The sequence below is a fragment of the Arthrobacter sp. E1SS-5 genome, from assembly GCF_057073715.1.
In genome coordinates, this window is sequence record NZ_CP172703.1 from 1,315,591 (window position 1) to 1,331,144 (window position 15,554).

At 67.4% G+C, this 15,554-nt stretch carries 12 protein-coding genes; 5 read left to right on the plus strand and 7 right to left on the minus strand.

Annotation, left to right across the window (positions count from 1 at the left end; translation table 11 throughout):
* The first annotated feature begins 44 nt into the window (after positions 1-44).
* From ACIGJD_RS06170 to sufU, 3 genes are all read left to right on the plus strand, one after another.
* The gene (locus ACIGJD_RS06170; RefSeq protein ID WP_483688758.1) at positions 45-2,639 is read left to right on the plus strand and encodes a LuxR C-terminal-related transcriptional regulator; all 2,595 of its coding nucleotides are present in this window, start codon (positions 45-47) and stop codon (positions 2,637-2,639) included.
* Positions 2,640-3,131: 492 nt separating this feature from the next.
* A complete protein-coding gene (locus ACIGJD_RS06175; protein ID WP_483688759.1) occupies positions 3,132-4,457 on the plus strand; it encodes a SufS family cysteine desulfurase in 1,326 nt (441 codons plus the stop codon).
* A gap of 23 nt (positions 4,458-4,480) precedes the next feature.
* Positions 4,481-4,930, plus strand: coding sequence for a Fe-S cluster assembly sulfur transfer protein SufU (sufU, locus tag ACIGJD_RS06180; protein WP_142130628.1), 450 nt, complete (start codon positions 4,481-4,483; stop codon positions 4,928-4,930).
* 74 nt (positions 4,931-5,004) lie between these two features.
* On the opposite strand, the gene ACIGJD_RS06185 is transcribed toward sufU, so the two are convergent.
* From ACIGJD_RS06185 to ACIGJD_RS06195, 3 genes are read right to left on the minus strand one after another with little or no spacing between them, the layout of a single operon-like run.
* Positions 5,005-5,226, minus strand: a complete 222-nt coding sequence (locus tag ACIGJD_RS06185) for an SCO4848 family membrane protein (RefSeq protein WP_142130627.1) — start codon at positions 5,224-5,226, stop codon at positions 5,005-5,007.
* A 3-nt stretch (positions 5,227-5,229) separates the two neighbouring features.
* Complete coding sequence (locus ACIGJD_RS06190) at positions 5,230-5,727, minus strand: DUF2505 domain-containing protein (protein ID WP_142130626.1); 498 nt, start codon at positions 5,725-5,727, stop codon at positions 5,230-5,232.
* Positions 5,728-5,770: 43 nt separating this feature from the next.
* Positions 5,771-7,291: an SDR family oxidoreductase gene (locus ACIGJD_RS06195; protein WP_483688760.1), complete on the minus strand. Its 1,521-nt coding sequence runs from the start codon at positions 7,289-7,291 to the stop codon at positions 5,771-5,773.
* A 237-nt stretch (positions 7,292-7,528) separates the two neighbouring features.
* On the opposite strand from ACIGJD_RS06195, the gene mfd reads away from it, so the two are divergent.
* Both mfd and ACIGJD_RS06205 read left to right on the plus strand, forming a co-directional pair.
* On the plus strand, positions 7,529-11,254 hold the full coding sequence (gene mfd / locus ACIGJD_RS06200) for a transcription-repair coupling factor (protein ID WP_483688761.1): 3,726 nt from the start codon (positions 7,529-7,531) through the stop codon (positions 11,252-11,254).
* A 6-nt stretch (positions 11,255-11,260) separates the two neighbouring features.
* Complete coding sequence (locus ACIGJD_RS06205) at positions 11,261-12,073, plus strand: metal-dependent hydrolase (RefSeq protein WP_483688762.1); 813 nt, start codon at positions 11,261-11,263, stop codon at positions 12,071-12,073.
* Positions 12,074-12,154: 81 nt separating this feature from the next.
* Here the strand turns inward: ACIGJD_RS06205 and ACIGJD_RS06210 are convergent, their stop codons facing one another.
* The 4 genes from ACIGJD_RS06210 to ACIGJD_RS06225 form a co-directional block, all read right to left on the minus strand.
* Positions 12,155-12,418 (minus strand): hypothetical protein, encoded by a 264-nt coding sequence (locus ACIGJD_RS06210; protein ID WP_286402907.1) that lies wholly within the window; start codon positions 12,416-12,418, stop codon positions 12,155-12,157.
* 53 nt (positions 12,419-12,471) lie between these two features.
* Entirely contained in the window at positions 12,472-13,191 is a 720-nt protein-coding gene (deoC, locus tag ACIGJD_RS06215; protein WP_483688763.1) for a deoxyribose-phosphate aldolase, read from the minus strand.
* Between the two features lie 118 nt (positions 13,192-13,309).
* Positions 13,310-14,179 carry an FAD-dependent oxidoreductase gene (locus tag ACIGJD_RS06220; RefSeq protein ID WP_483688764.1) on the minus strand — a complete coding sequence of 290 codons (870 nt, stop codon included), beginning with the start codon at positions 14,177-14,179 and terminating at the stop codon, positions 13,310-13,312.
* A gap of 215 nt (positions 14,180-14,394) precedes the next feature.
* Positions 14,395-15,543 carry a uroporphyrinogen-III synthase gene (locus ACIGJD_RS06225; RefSeq protein WP_483688765.1) on the minus strand — a complete coding sequence of 383 codons (1,149 nt, stop codon included), beginning with the start codon at positions 15,541-15,543 and terminating at the stop codon, positions 14,395-14,397.
* Between the last annotated feature and the right edge of the window lie 11 nt (positions 15,544-15,554).

Below are 15,554 nucleotides of genomic sequence, written 5' to 3' on the forward strand. Positions count from 1 at the left end.
AGCAAGCGGCCACGCACCGGCTCCTGACCGGACGCCGGGAGCCGGTGGAGCGTATCTGCGCCATCCTGCGGAACGGCGCCCACCACGCCGTTTTCATCATGGCAGGCCCCGGCATCGGAAAATCGGCCGTGACCGATGCCGTGACGGAGCGCCTCGCCGGATCCATGAACGTTGTGCGGATCCACGCCAGTTCGGCCCTGGCCGCCGTGCCGTTCGGGGTCCTGACCCCTTACACGGGCGAGCTCACCGCTGAGGAGTCTGTCTCGCCCGTCGCCGTGCTCCGTTCCATGTGGGCATACTTCGAGAAACTGAAGGCCGGCAACACGGGTTCCGTCCTCATCGCGGTGGACGACGCCCACCAGTTGGATGACGCTTCTGCCGGCGTCCTGGCTGAGGTGATTTCGGCAGGATGGGCCACAGTGGTGGCCGCGGCCAGGCCCCGGCCGGGCCTGCCGCAGCCGCTGGACCAGCTCTGGTATGACGGCCTTGCCGAACGGGTCGACCTCCGTCCCCTCAACCGTGAACAAATCGAAGAGGTCCTGGCCCATGCCCTGGACGGGACCGTCCCCGGTGCCACGGTGGACGCCATTTGGAACGCGTCGGGCGGCAACCCCCGGATCCTCGATGCCCTGCTCCATGACTCCGCTGAAGCCGGTGTCCTGGTCAAACGCAACGGAATTTGGATGCTCCTGGGCTCCTTGCCGAGCGACGGGGCACGGCTCGCAGCGGTTGTTGCCAAAGACCACCTTCGGCGGCGGCTCGAGGAACAGGAAGCGCTGAAGCTCATTGCCCTTGCCGGACCGGTGGGCAGGAAAGTCATCGAAGATATCAGCGGTGCAGCCGTGGTCCGCTCCCTGCTGGACCAGCAGATGATCGTTGAAGCACCCGGTATTCCGGCTGAACTGTCCATATGGAACGGGCTCTTCGCCGGTGCCATCAGGCATACCGTCTCGGTCTCCCGCAGCCTTCAACTGCGGGAAAAGGTGAAGGCGCACCAGGACCCCACCCTGTTGCAGGGGGAGGGCCGGTTGCGGTCCGTGGAGTGGGCCCTGGAGTGTGGGGTCCGGGTCGCTGATGACGAGATGCTGGCGGCGGCCCGGGAGGCCCTGATTCGGTTCCACAACCACAGCGCACGGACCATCGCGGCCCGGGTCCACGAGCCTGCGCTGGTTCCCCTGGCCCAGGCGGTCCAGGCGCGTGCGCTGTACAACGAAGGGGCTTACCAGGAAGCCGCTGCACTCCTTGATGAATGTTGGCTCCCGCTGGCCGAAGACCCGCAGGGTGCGGCCGTTCTGCTGCTCCGGGTCTCGGCGCACCAGGCCATTGGCCACCCGCTGGCGGTGGTGGCGGAAGACGTCGAAAAGAACCGCGGGGATACGGGCAACAACGGGAGGAACTGGCAGGCGGAACTCCTTCACCTGCTCCAGCTTGGCGCGGAGGTGGATTTTCAGGCTCTGAACGACCAAGTGGACGCGATCCGGAAGGGGCCTCCGGCAGACACCGGTGGAGAACCCGTCCGTGCGCTGGCTGAGGGTCTCCTGGCCCATGCACTCGCATCGGCGGGACGGCCCGTTCAGGGGTTGGAGGCCGCCCTGCTGGCAGCCTCGGAACTTCCGCCCCTTGAAGGCAGCCTGTTTTTCTTTCCCGAATTCGTCTTGGGGCGGCTCGTTTCCGATTACCTTGCCATGGGTGAATGGGAGTCTGCAGAGCGGGAAATCAACCACTACGCCGCCGGGCATGCCCCCGGCGCCGACACCTTCAACGGGAGCCTCCAGGTGCTCCAGGGCTACTCGCTGCTGCGGCAGGGGAGGATGGAGCGCGCCTACCAGGTCCTGCTGCCCGCAGTGGAAGCTCTGAGGCTTAATGACCCGCTGCAGCTGTACCGCTTTGGCACGGCCCTTGGGTTCTATGCGGCGGCCCGGCTCGGCGATGCGGAGCAGGCCAAGCGCCTGGAACAGGACCACAAGGATGCTGACGCCGGCTGGCCCGCCCATGACCTCCTGGCGCAAGCCTACGTCGCGGCGGCTGCTGAATACCTGGCCCGGGACGGGAAGGGCCTGGCTGCCCTGCAAACGTTGATGACCACCACGGAGGCCTCCGCGCGCACAGGAAACCTCCTTGAAATCCTGGCCATGTGCTGGGACCTCGGGGACCCCTCCGTGGTTCCCATGGTGCAGGCAGCGGCGCGCGGTGTGGAGGGCCGGTGGGCGGAAGCGCTGCTGACCCTGGCCTCCGCTTGGGAAAACGCCGACGGCGACACCCTTATGGCAACGGCTGCCTCGCTGGAGGAGGCAGGCTTTGTCAATCTGGCCCGCGAGGCCTACGCCCGTGCCAGCACCGTCCTGGAGCAGGCCGGGGAACGCCGCCGGTCCCGGCAGGCCGTTGCCCAGCGCGAGAAGTGCGACCACGAGCTGGGCGAGAGGTTCCGGGAAGGACGGTTCATCGCTGCGGCGCCTACAGTCCGCCTCACCCGCAGGGAACAGGACATCGTCGAGCTCGCCGTGCAGGGCCTCACCGACAGGGAGATCGCGCAGCGGCTGATGGTTTCGGTCCGGACAGTGGAAGGCCACCTGTACCGCACCTACGTCAAGCTCGGGGTCCGCAGCCGCGATGAGCTGGAGTCGGCGCTGCCAAAGTAGCCCGGCCCCGCCCCAGCCGCCATCCGGCGCCCTGCCGCCGGGCCGTCGTCGGACTCATCTCCCGGTTGTCCTGCCCTGCCGTCTTGCCCGCCCCGCGTACTGCGCGGGAGCGTGGAGGCACCATCCGCTCACAGGTGGCTGGGCGGCGCCCCGGTAGTGCGGCCGTCGGGATTCGAGTACAACCTACTCGTGTACGGACTGGCGCCGCGGGATTTACTTAAGGAGGCAAAGCAAAGCGGCAGGCTGGAGGCCGCGGAGCAGCAGAACAGGACATTGAGCCCTTTCGATTTCCGGTCCACAACGGACCGGGCACAGACGGGGCCGGCGACGTCAGAGTCTTCTGAGACCGAGACTCTCCCCCCAGCCGTCGCCGGCCCTCTGCTCCCTCGGCTGAAGCCCGGGACAGCGGTGGCGGCTGCCCCTCCCGGGCGGCCGCCACAGCCGTGTGTGGGACAATTGGGTGTCAGACATTGGCAGCCCAAGGAGTTCGTTTTGGCCGTAGTATCAACGCCAGCCACACTGGAACGTGCCGTACCTGTCATGGATAACGCCGAGGTGCTGCGCATCCGCAACGACTTCCCGGTCCTCAACCAACTGGTCAACGGCCAGCCCCTGGTCTACCTCGACTCGGGCGCCACGTCGCAAAACCCCGTAAGCGTCATCGAGGCCGAACAGGAATTCTACGAGCAGCGGAACGCCGCTGTTCACCGTGGCGCCCACCACCTTGCCGTGGAGGCCACCGAAGTGTTCGAGGACGCTCGGCAAACCATTGCCGACTTCATCGGCGCGGACTACGCGGAAACCATTTGGACGTCCAACGCCACAGAAGGACTGAACCTCCTGTCCTACTCACTCTCCAATGCCGGGTTGTGGGCGGCCCAGGGGCGCGGCGACCAGGGGCTCAAGGGACTGGCACTGAAGCCTGGTGACGAGATCGTGGTAACCGAAATGGAGCACCACGCCAACCTGATTCCGTGGCAGGAACTGGCGTTCCGTACCGGAGCCACGCTGCGCTACATCCCCATTGACGAGCAGGGGAGCCTCCGCATGGACCAGGCCGCGGAAATCATCGGCCCACGAACCAAGGTCCTGGCCTTCACCCACGCCTCCAATGTCCTGGGAATCATTAACCCGGTGCAGGAACTGACCGCGCTCGGCCACGCCGCTGGTGCCCTGGTAGTCCTGGACGCCTGCCAGTCCGCTCCGCACCTGCCCCTGGACGTCAAGGATCTTGACGTGGACTTTGCGGTCTTCTCCGGCCACAAGATGCTGGCCCCCACGGGGATCGGCGTGCTCTACGGGCGGCAGGAGCTGCTGGACATCCTGCCGCCGTTCCTGACCGGCGGATCCATGATCACCACGGTCACCATGGAACGGGCAGAGTACCTTCCGGCGCCCCAGCGCTTCGAAGCCGGCACCCAGAGGATTTCCCAGGCGGTGGCCCTTGCAGCCGCCGCGAACTACCTTACTGAGACCGGGCTTGACCGGATCCACCGGTGGGAGGCCGAACTGGGCCAGCGCATGGTGGCAGGGCTGGAGGAGATTCCCGGAATCAGGGTCCTTGGTCCGGCTGCCGGGAAGGAACGGATCGGCCTTGCCGCGTTCGACGTCGAGGGTGTCCACGCGCACGACGTTGGGCAATTCCTGGACTCCAAGGGGATCGCCGTCCGTGTGGGACACCACTGCGCGCAGCCGCTGCACCGCCGGCTCGGACTGACCGCCACCACCCGTGCCAGTGCCTACCTGTACAACACCACTGACGACGTGGACCGCTTCCTGGAAGCCGTTGCCGGCGTCCGGGCCTACTTCCGCGCCTAGCGCAGAAAACGAAAGATGACACCATGAGCCTTGACCAGCTGTATCAGCAGATCATCCTGGACCATTCCAAGGCCCGCCACGGCAGCGGGCTCGCCGCCACCGACGCACCGCAGGGCAGCTCCACCGGCCAGTCACACCAGCTCAACCCTGTTTGTGGAGACGAAGTGACCCTCCGGCTTGCCGTACAGGACGGCAAGGTGGCCCAGGTGGCCTGGGACGGGGCCGGCTGCTCCATTTCCATGGCCTCCGCTTCGGTCCTCACCGACCTCGCCGAGGGCATGACCATTGCCGAACTGCATGAGGTCATCGACAGCTTCCGGGAGGTACTGCGCTCCCGGGGCAAAGTCCACGCCGACCCTGAGCTGCTGGGGGACGCCGCCGCCTTCGAAGGAGTGGCCCGCTACGCCGCCCGGGTCAAGTGCGCCATGATCTCCTGGGTTGCCGCCGAGGACGCGCTCAACCAGGCAGCCTAAGCCGGACAGCAAACAGCCCGGGCTTTTTCCCGCAGGAGGAAAGCCCGGGCTGTTTCGTGTACAGAACGCCTGGTTCAGCCCAGCAGGCCGAGCACGCCGATCACTGCCGTGGCAAGGCCCAGCACCATGGAGATGGACACCAGCACCACATGGACGGTCAGGAACTTTGTTGCCTTGCCGGCTGCGTCACGGGCCCGGGGGTCCTTCATGACGCGGCGCAGGAACTGCGGCCAGACCACCAGCGACCAGACGCCGGCGACGATGAGGACCAGCGCGGCGAAGACGGGGAGCTGCATGGGCTAGTGGCTTTCCAGCCAGGCCTGCGCCTGTGCGGCCTGCAGGTTCAGTGCCTTGGCCACCATCGGCTCGGCGGCATCGGCGATCTTCCCTCCCAGGAACGGCACGGAAGACTTCACGGCGCCCTCAAGCTCCACGCGGGTTCCACCGGCGTCGGCAACCAGCCGCTGGACGGCGGTGACATCCACCGGGGCGCCGGCGATTTTCAGCGAGATGTTGCTCTGGCGTGAGCCGTCCGCGGCGGGGGCTTCCCAGTTTTCCACCTGGGTAACCTTGAGGTGCTCGCCAACAAACTTGCGGGCGATCTCGGGCAGCCGGGTGGTGGGCAGCGTGCGCACCGACGTGGTGTTGAAAGCCCCCGCAATGTCACCGTCCAGGGTGAAGGACTCCAGGCTGCCGCCCACGAGCTGGCTGACGTGGCGCTGGAAATCCTCGTTCACCAGCACAGCGGCAACGCTGTCAACGGAGTGCGGAAGGGTGGTGGTTGCGCTCAGCGCCATGGGTCCTCCTGGGACGTGGGGAATGGTTTAAGCCTCCAACATCCTACGGGGTCAGCTCCGCGCGGTCCGCATCGGCCAGTTTCTGCGCCGCGGTGGTGATGTTCCGCGCCATGGCCGGAAAGATCAGGCTGTGGAAGGGAAGCACGGCAAGCCAGTAGAGCCGTCCGCTCAGTCCCTTGGGGAAGAAAATGGCGCGCTGCCGGTAGCGGCTGCCGCCGCCGTCGGGCTCCACGGACAGCTCCAGCCAGGCCCGTCCCGGTGCGCGCATCTCTGCCCGCAGCCGCAGCAGCCTGCCGTGTTCGATCCGCTCCACCCGCCACCAGTCCACCACTTCTCCGGCGGCCAGCGTGTGCGGGTGCCGGCGTCCCCGGAGCAGCCCTGCGCCACCGGTCAGTTTGTCCAGCCAGCCGCGGACCTGCCACGCCAACGGCAGGGAATACCAGCCGTTGCGGCCACCGATGCCCTCGATGATGGTCCAGACGTGTGCCGGGTCCACATCCCCGTGGAACGTCCGTTCGTCGATGTAAACCTTGTGCCCTGCCCACTCGGGGTCGCTGGGAAGGGGATCGGAGTCCGCGCCGGCATTGGCCCACGTGGTCTCCACCTGGCCGTCCCGCTCCTTGCCCAGCGCCAGGGCCACCGCCGTCCGGTACGGGGTCAGGCCGCCGTCGGGCTGGGGAATGTACTGGTCGATGTCGTGCTCGTTGGACACCGCATCATGCTGCAGCGACTGCACCAGGGGCACCGCCATGGACCACGGGATGGGGGTGGTCAGTGCCACCCAGATGCCTGCCAGCTTGGGCGCGGGGATGGGCAGCGCCAGCACCACCCGGTAGGGCAGGCCTGCTTCCGCAGAGTACTCCTGCATCATCCTGGCGTAGGTCAGCACCTGCCGGCATCCGATGTCGAAGGTCCGGTTGATCGGGCCCTGAAGGGCGGCAGCGGCCACAAGGTAATACAGCACGTCCCGCACGGCGATGGCTTCGATCCTGTTGCGCACCCAGCTGGGCGCCGGCATCAGCGGCAGGGTTTCGGAGAGGTGGCGGATCATCTCGAAGGAGGCGGAGCCGGATCCGATGACCACGCCGGCCTGGAACACGATGGCGTCCACCGGGCTGTCCAGGAAGACCTTGCCCACTGCTTCCCGCGACCGCATATGGGTGGAAAGCTCCACGCCCTGGGGGTGCAGCCCGCCCAGGTAGACGATACGGCTTACCCCTGCGGCGGCTGCGGCGTCGGCGGCGGTCCCGGCCATGGCCTTTTCCTTCGCTTCGAACCCGGCCCCCGCCGCCATGGAGTGGACCAGGTAGTAGAGGACGTCGACGCCGGCCAGCGCTTCCCGGAGGGCGTCGCCGTCGTCGAGGCTGCTTTGCACCACCTCCACCTTGTCGCGCCAGGGGACGCCGGCGATCTTGTCGGGGGAGCGGACCAGCACCTTCACTGTGTGGCCGGCTTCGAGCAGCCTGGGCACCAGCCGGCCGCCGATGTAGCCGGTGGCGCCGGTGACAAGGACGGTCTTTGGTGTTGCTTGCTTTGGTGCTGCCTGGGCACTCATTGCGGTCATGCTGGCTCCTGTTCGTCCCTTGGAATTCGCAGCGGCCGCCCCTACGGACGGCTGCGCTGCGGAAAAGGCTGCGGAAATCGCTCGACCTTGCCAGCCTAGGTCCATTCCGGCCGCAGATGGGTGCCGCGCTGCCATGTCGTTCCTGCGCGGTAGGCTGGGAGTACCCGGGATTCCCAGCGAATTTCGGGTTTTCGCGTTGCCTGCTTGTCTTTGATGAACACCACAGGAGCTTCCGCCATGAGTCTTCCCGGCCAGTCCGCCGCCGGCACATCCAGCACGGGCACCTCCAGCGCAGGTAATTCCGGCGCAGCCAAATCCCGCGCCGGCACCTCCAGCACCACCCCTTCGCTGGACGGACTGCGCCGCGCGCTCGAGCCGGACTCCACGTTCACCCGCGTCCGGGCCGAGGCTGCCCGGGGCTTTGCCGTCCGCGGCCAGGATTACCAGATCAGCGCTCCGGCCGGCCTGCGCCCTGTGCTGCTGGCGGAGATGGCGGACGGGCTGGCGGCTGCCGCCGAGGACGCAGAGCCGGGTGTGGTGCTGGCGGTGACGGCAACCGGCCGCGAGGCCGAAGACCTCTCCGCCGCCCTGCGCGCCTACCTTCCGGCGGATGCGGTGGCTGAGTTCCCCAGCTGGGAGACCCTCCCGCACGAGCGGCTTTCGCCCCGCTCCGACACCGTGGGCCGCCGGCTCTCCGTGCTGCGCCGGCTGGCACATCCGGAAAGTTCGACGGCGGGCCGGCTGCGCGTCGTCGTCGCTCCCGTCCGCGCCGTGGTCCAGCCGGTGGTGGCCGGGCTGGGCGACCTGGTTCCGGTCACGCTGAAGGTGGGCCAGGACGTTCCGTTCACCGACGTGGTGAAGAGCCTCGCCGACGCTGCCTATGCGCGGGTGGACATGGTGACGCACCGGGGCGAGTTCGCCGTCCGTGGCGGCATCATCGACGTCTTCCCGCCCACGGAGGACCACCCCATCCGGGTGGAGTTCTTTGGCGACGAGGTGGACCAGATGCGCTGGTTCGCCGTGGCCGACCAGCGCTCGCTGTCCGCCCCGGGCATCCACCACCCCACCGAACTGCACGCCCCGCCCTGCCGCGAAATCCTGATTACCCCGTCGGTGATGTCTCGCGCCGCCACCCTCAAGTCCCAGCTTCCGGCCGCCGCGGACATGCTGGAGAAGATCGCCGGCGGCATCGCCGTGGAAGGCATGGAATCCCTGGCCCCGGTGCTGGTGGATGCCATGGTGCCGTTCGTGGACCAGCTGCCGGCCGATTCCATCGCCGTGGTGATCGAACCGGAAAAGGTGCGCACCCGCGCCCACGACCTCGCGGCCACCAACGAGGAGTTCCTTGAGGCGGCGTGGTCCACGGCGTCCGACGGCGGGGCGGCACCTTTGGACCTCAGCTCCCAGGCCAGTGCGGCGCTGCATTCCGCCAGCTTCCGCTCGCTGGCCGAAACCCGCTCGTCATCCCTGGCGCACGGGGTGTCCTGGTGGTCCATTACCTCCCTGGCGCAGGATGCGGAATTGCTGCCCGAAATCGACGTGCTGAACCTGCACGCCCGGGAGCCCCGCGGATACCAGGGCGATGTCGCCGAGATGATGGACTTCATCGGATCGCACGTGCGCGACCAGTGGCGGATCGTCGTGGCCACCGAAGGCCCCGGCCCCGCGCAGCGCCTGGCGGAGCTGTTCCACGAAAACGACATTCCCTGCGCCCGGGTGGACAGCCTGGACCACGAACCCCAGCCGGGCATCATCGAGGTGACCACTGCCGCCGTCGGCCGTGGCTTTGTCCTGGATGGGCTCAAACTGGGCCTGCTCACCGAAGCCGACCTGCTGGGCCGAACCTCCGCCGGGTCCACCAAGGACATGCGGCGGATGCCCTCCAAGCGGCGCAATGCCGTCGACCCCCTTCAATTGGTGGCGGGGGACCATGTGGTGCACGAACAGCACGGCATCGGCCGGTTCGTGGAACTCATCCAGCGCAAGGTTGCCGGCGGCGGTGACGGCGTGCGCGAGTACCTGGTGCTGGAGTATGCGCCGGCCAAGCGGGGCGCCCCAGGCGACCGGCTGTTTGTTCCCACGGACCAGCTGGACCAGGTGACCCGCTACGTGGGCGGCGACACCCCGGTCCTGAGCAAGATGGGCGGCGCGGACTGGGCCAGCACCAAATCCAAGGCCCGCAAGGCCGTCAAGGAGATCGCCGGGGAGCTGATCCGGCTGTACTCGGCCCGTATGGCGTCCCGCGGCCACGCCTTTGGCCCGGACACTCCATGGCAGCGCGAGCTGGAGGAAGCGTTCCCCTACGTGGAGACGCCGGACCAGCTGACCACCATCAACGAGGTCAAGGCGGACATGGAACGGGAGATCCCCATGGACCGGCTGGTGTCCGGCGATGTGGGCTACGGCAAGACCGAGATCGCGGTGCGGGCCGCGTTCAAGGCTGTACAGGACGGCAAGCAGGTGGCCGTGCTGGTGCCCACCACGCTGCTGGCCCAGCAGCACTACGAAACCTTCACCGAACGGTTCTCCGGCTTCCCTCTGCGGGTGAAGCCGCTGTCGCGGTTCCAGTCCGCCAAGGAGTCAAAGGAAACCGCCGAAGGCGTCAAGAGCGGCGCCGTGGACATTGTGATCGGCACACACCGGCTGTTGTCCAAGGACTTCGAGTTCAAGGACCTGGGCCTGGTGATCGTGGACGAGGAACAGCGCTTCGGCGTTGAGCACAAGGAAGCGCTGAAAAAGATGCGCACCAACGTGGACGTCCTGGCCATGAGTGCCACCCCGATTCCCCGCACCCTGGAAATGTCCCTCACGGGCATCCGGGAAACCTCCACCCTGGCCACTCCGCCGGAGGAGCGGCACCCGGTGCTGACCTACGTGGGACCGTACACGGACAAGCAGACCTCCGCCGCCATCCGCCGCGAGCTGATGCGCGAAGGCCAGGTGTTCCTGGTCCACAACCGGGTGTCCACCATTGAGCGGACCGCGGCGAAGATCCGCGAACTGGTGCCCGAAGCCCGGGTGGAGGTGGCACACGGCAAGATGTCCGAGAGCCGCCTGGAGCAGATCATCGTCGACTTCTGGGAGCGGCGCTTCGACGTGCTGGTGTGCACCACCATCATCGAGACCGGCCTGGACATTTCCAATGCCAACACCCTGATCGTGGACGGCGCGGACAAGTACGGCCTGTCCCAGCTGCACCAGCTTCGCGGGCGTGTGGGCCGGGGCCGGGAACGTGCGTATGCGTACTTCCTGTACCCCTCAGAAAAGCCGCTGGGTGAAGTGGCCCTGGAGCGGCTTAAAGCGGTTGCGGCCCACAACGAACTGGGCGCCGGCATGCAGTTGGCCATGAAGGACCTGGAGATCCGCGGCGCCGGCAACCTGCTGGGCGGCGAACAGTCCGGCCACATCCAGGGGGTGGGCTTCGACCTGTACATCCGCCTGGTGGGCGAGGCCGTCGCGGACTTCCGCGGCGAAGCCGAAGAGAAGGCCGCCGAAATGAAAATCGAACTGCCCGTCAACGCGCACCTGCCGCACGACTACGTGCCAGGGGAGCGCCTCCGGCTGGAGGCGTACCGCAAGCTCGCGGCGGCCCTCACCAACGAGGCCATCGACGAGGTCCAGGCCGAACTCGTGGACCGCTACGGCGACCTTCCGCTGCCGGCGCAGAACCTGGTGGCCGTGGCACGGTTCCGCGTTGCCGCCCGCGAAGCCGGACTGTCCGACGTTGCGCTCCAGGGGAACTTCATCAAGTTCTCCCCGGCCACGCTGCCGGAGTCCAAGACCATGCGCCTGAACCGGATGTACCCGGGGTCCCAGACCAAGCCTGCGCTGGACGCGGTGCTCATTCCCAAGCCCAAGACGGCGCGGATTGGGGGCCGGGACCTGCAGGACGCCGAAATCCTGGAGTGGGCCAACGGCGTGATCCGGAACATCTTCTCCGACGCCCCACTGGCGGTGAGTTAGCACTTGATGGGAGGACACCACGCCGCGTCGGGAGCCGCGGCGTGGGTAGCTGTTGCGTCCACGGGCCCCTACACCCTGGGCTGGTACCCGCTTGATCCCACCGGGATCCTCATCGGCGGCATGGCCACTGCCGGCACCGCCCTGATCTGCGACTGGGACCACCGCTCAAGCACGGTGGCGCATGCGCTGCCGCCGCTTTCAAACGCGATTGCGCGCGGTATTGAAAACGCCAGCGGCGGCCACCGGCAGGGCACGCACTCCATCCTGGGCGCGGCGGCGTTCGTGTTCCTGGCCGGCCTGGCATCCCAGGTCCACATGGACACAGGCTGGGGCCGCTTATCCGTCGGTGCCGGCCTGCTGTGCATGTTCCTGATCAACATCGCGGCGAAGGCGCTAAAGCTTTTTCCCAAGAGCGGCTTCATCTCGAACTGGATCTTCGCGTTGGTCATGGCAGGCCTGGTCACCGTTTACGCGCCGGAGCAGTGGACATGGTTGCCCACATCGATGCTCATCGGGGTGGTGGTGCACATCGTGGGAGACCTCATCACCACTGGGGGAGTGCCGCTGCTCTGGCCCCTGGTGGTCCGGCCACCCAAAATGCTGCGACGCATGCCGCTGTTGCGGAACGTGTGGAGGGCCAACGGGGCCCTGTCCGTACCACTGCTGGGCCGCGCCGGTTCCAAGCGGGAGTGGCTGGTGCTGATTCCGGTCAGCGCCTACGCGATGGTGGGCATGACCATGGCCGGCTGGGCCATCGCCCAGCACCACTGGGGCCGCGTGGCCGCCGCGGCGGGGGCCTGGATCAGGCTCTGGTTCTAGCTGCGGAACAGTAGATACGAAAGCGGACCCCGGACGATGCGTCCGGGGTCCGTTGCTGAGTTGGCGGTGGGGCAGTGAAGCCTAGTGCTCGCCAGCCGAGTCGGAGCGGCCGAAAATGGTCTGCGGCAGCCAGAAGGCCAGGGCAAAGAGGACCAGGCAGACGGCCATCGGCCACGGGTTGCCCAGGCTCAGGAAGGACAGCGAGTAGATGGCACCCAGGAACAGGGCGAAGCAGATAACGAAGAGGATGACGCTGCCCGCGAGCTTGTTCTCGTTCTGCGGGGTACGGACATGTTCCTGGTTGGACGCCGTGTCCCGGCTGGACGGGTTGATCTGGCTGGACATGTGTTCCTCCTCGGCCCCGCGGGGCTTGGTCTGTGGCGGTTTCCGGATTCCGGTCAGTACGCGGCTGAACCCTGTTCACCCTTGACAATGGCGATTCCGGAACTGGCACCAATTCGTGTTGCACCTGCTGCAATCATAGCCTGCGCGTCAGCGAGGGACCGTACGCCACCGGATGCCTTGACCCCCAGATCGGGGCCTACGGTCCGGCGCATCAGGGCCACGTCCTCCACGGTGGCGCCGCCGCCGTTGAAGCCGGTGGAGGTCTTCACGAAGTCTGCCCCGCCTTCCACCGCCGCCTGGCAGGCCAGCACCTTTTGCTCGTCCGTTAGGAGGGCAGTTTCGATGATGACTTTCAGGATGGCCCCGCCCGCGTGTACGGTCTCGGCCACACCCGCAATGTCGTCCGTCAGGGCGCCCTTGTCGTTTGCCCGCGCGGCGGCGATGTTGATCACCATGTCCACCTCATCGGCGCCGTCCAGCACCGCGCCGCGGGCTTCGAACGATTTCACGTCCGTGGGGGTGGCCCCCAGGGGGAAGCCCACCACGGAGCAGGTGAGGACGCCCGAGCCCTTGAGCGCCTTGGTGACCGTCTTGACCCAGATCGGGTTCACGCATACCGACTTGAATTTGTACTCGGCAGCCTCTGCACAGACCTTCAGCACGTCAGCTTCCGACGCTTCGGGCTTGAGCAGCGTGTGGTCGATGTAGGAGGCGATGTTCGCGGTTTCGGCCGCTCCAGCGCTGCCTGCGTGCACGGTGGCTTCGTTGCTCATGATGGTCCTCTCGAAGGGCCTGGCGGCCGGCATTGACTCGGTTTCGGAACCCATCTTGTCACAGCGGCACGCACCCAAAGCAGGCACCACCATGCAGGCAACCCGTCAGGCACCCCTGTCAGGCAGCCGCCTGCAGGCCGGGCGCTGCCGAAGCTGCCGACAGCAGCTGGGTTGCGCAGGCGCCCGCCGCCGAAGCGGCTGCCACCAGCAGTCCCAGCCGCACGCCGTCGAACGCTGCCGCATCCCCGATAGCCCAGATCCCCGGCACCGAGGTGCGGTAGTCCCGGGTGATCACGATGCCACCCCCTGCTGCCGTTTGCAGGCCTGCGCTGGCGGCCAGCCCGTCCCGGGAGACGCGTTCCTCGGCCAAAACGACCAGGTCTCCGGTCATGCTGCTGCCGTCTTCGAAGACCACCGCGGACGCGGGCATGCTGGAGGCCGGACCGGAGACGACGGCGGGGATGACGGCGGCCGGCCGGGCGGTGGTGCGGATGGGACGTACACCCTTGGCCCGCAGGACCGCCTCGGCCTGTCCGGCGGCAGCGCCGGTGCCCACCAGGATCCCCACCGGGCGCCGGCCCAGCTCCCGGGCTATCTTCTGCACGCCCTTCGCGACAAGCGGTGCGTCGTCGATGGTGGCATAGCTCAGGCACTGCGCGGCACCGTCCACCGGGCCGCTCACGGGGGCTGATCCGGTGGCAATCACCAGCTGGTCGTAGGCGAATTCCATGCCGTCAGCGGTGGCCACCGTGCGGTTGGCAGCGTCGATGTGGCTGGCCGGCTGGCCGAACCGGACGGAGACCTGGGGGAGCATGGCCAGCTCCAGCAGTTCCCCGGGGGCGTCGTCGCGGTTGCTCAGCACGGTGATGGTGCCGGTGAACCTGGCCTTGTCCAGCTGCGCCACCAGGGCCTGGGCAGCCGGGCCGGCGCCGGCGATGACGATGCGGGTTGCGGTGGAGGATGACAGGGAGGGTGCCGGAGCGGACATGTGCTGGCCCTTTCGCTGGCGGCCGCGCGGCGGCCGGAACTCTGTGATGGAACCCAGCGTAGGCTTGCGCTTTTTCCGGCAGGTTTCCCCGCAGTTGCTGTTTCAGCGCCCTGTGTTCGCCAGTATTTACCGGCTGGTAACACAACCCGTGACCCATCTCTCATCCGGCAGCCGCAGGACACATTCCACTCCGCGGCACCCCCCCGAAATGGGGCTTAGACGCGGATCCGGTACCCGCGCTTGACCACCGTTTCGATGAGCCTGCCATCCGGCAGGGACGAACGCAGCCTGCTCACCGTCATGTCCAGCGCGTGCACGGATCCCCGGAGTTCCAGCAGGTCGGAGAGCGATTCACGGGACAGGACGGCACCGCCGGCGCCGAGCAGGGCGCGCAGGAGCAGCAGGGGAGCGGGCGCCAGTTCCACCTGGTGTCCGTCAATCCGGAGGCAGCGGCCGCGAAGCTCGATGTTTCCGGAGCGGGTCTCCAGCCGGCGGACGTGGTTCAGTGCAAGGTGCTCGCACACCAGGCGGATGAGGGCGCCCATGCGGAACCGTTCCGGGATCAACGGCGTGATGCCGGCGTCCAGGAGCGGCTGTGCGGTCACGGGACCCACCACGGCGGTGGTTACGTTCAGTTTCAGGCTCTCCACCAACTGCTTGTAGAGGCCCATCTCATGGGCGGTGCTCCACATGGCATCCACTGCGGGGGCGCTGGTAAAGGTCAGGACGTCCAGGTTGCCGCTGCACGCGGCTTCGATCAGCCGGGGAAGCCGGTCCTCGCCCTCGGGCTTCACCCAGCGGTAGGGCGTGACGGTCAGGACCGTGGCGCCGGACATCCGCAGCCGCTCGATCTGCCGGACATCGGTGTAGCCGTGCAGCTGCATGGCGACGGTTTTGCCGCGGACGCCTTCGGCGAGCAGCATGTCCACCAAGGTGGAGGTGGTTTCGTCGCTGCTGATGCCGACGTCGGCAAGTCCGGCCGCGCGCACGGCACCGCGGGCTTTGGGTCCCCGGACGAACATGCGGCAGTTCCCCAGTGTTTCCAGCAGGTCGTCGCCTATGCCAAAGGAGTCCGCGGCCTCGCACCAGCGGCGCATCCCGTAGGCGGTGGTGGCGATGCACAGGTCCGGCTTGGCTGCGATGATGGCCCGGGTGTCCTCGATGAGGCGCATGTCCTCCTGGACGGGAGCGATCTTCAGCGCCGGCGCGTGCAGGACTTCGGCCCCGCGGCGTTCCAGGGCCTCGATGAGGTCGCGGGACCGCCGGTCCGAAGTGACGCCGATGCGGAACCCCTCCAGCGGCGACTCGGCTGCGTCGGTTGCTTCTTCAGCCTGGGGCGTCTCGGCCGGTGCAAGTGCGGTCATGGGGGTCAATC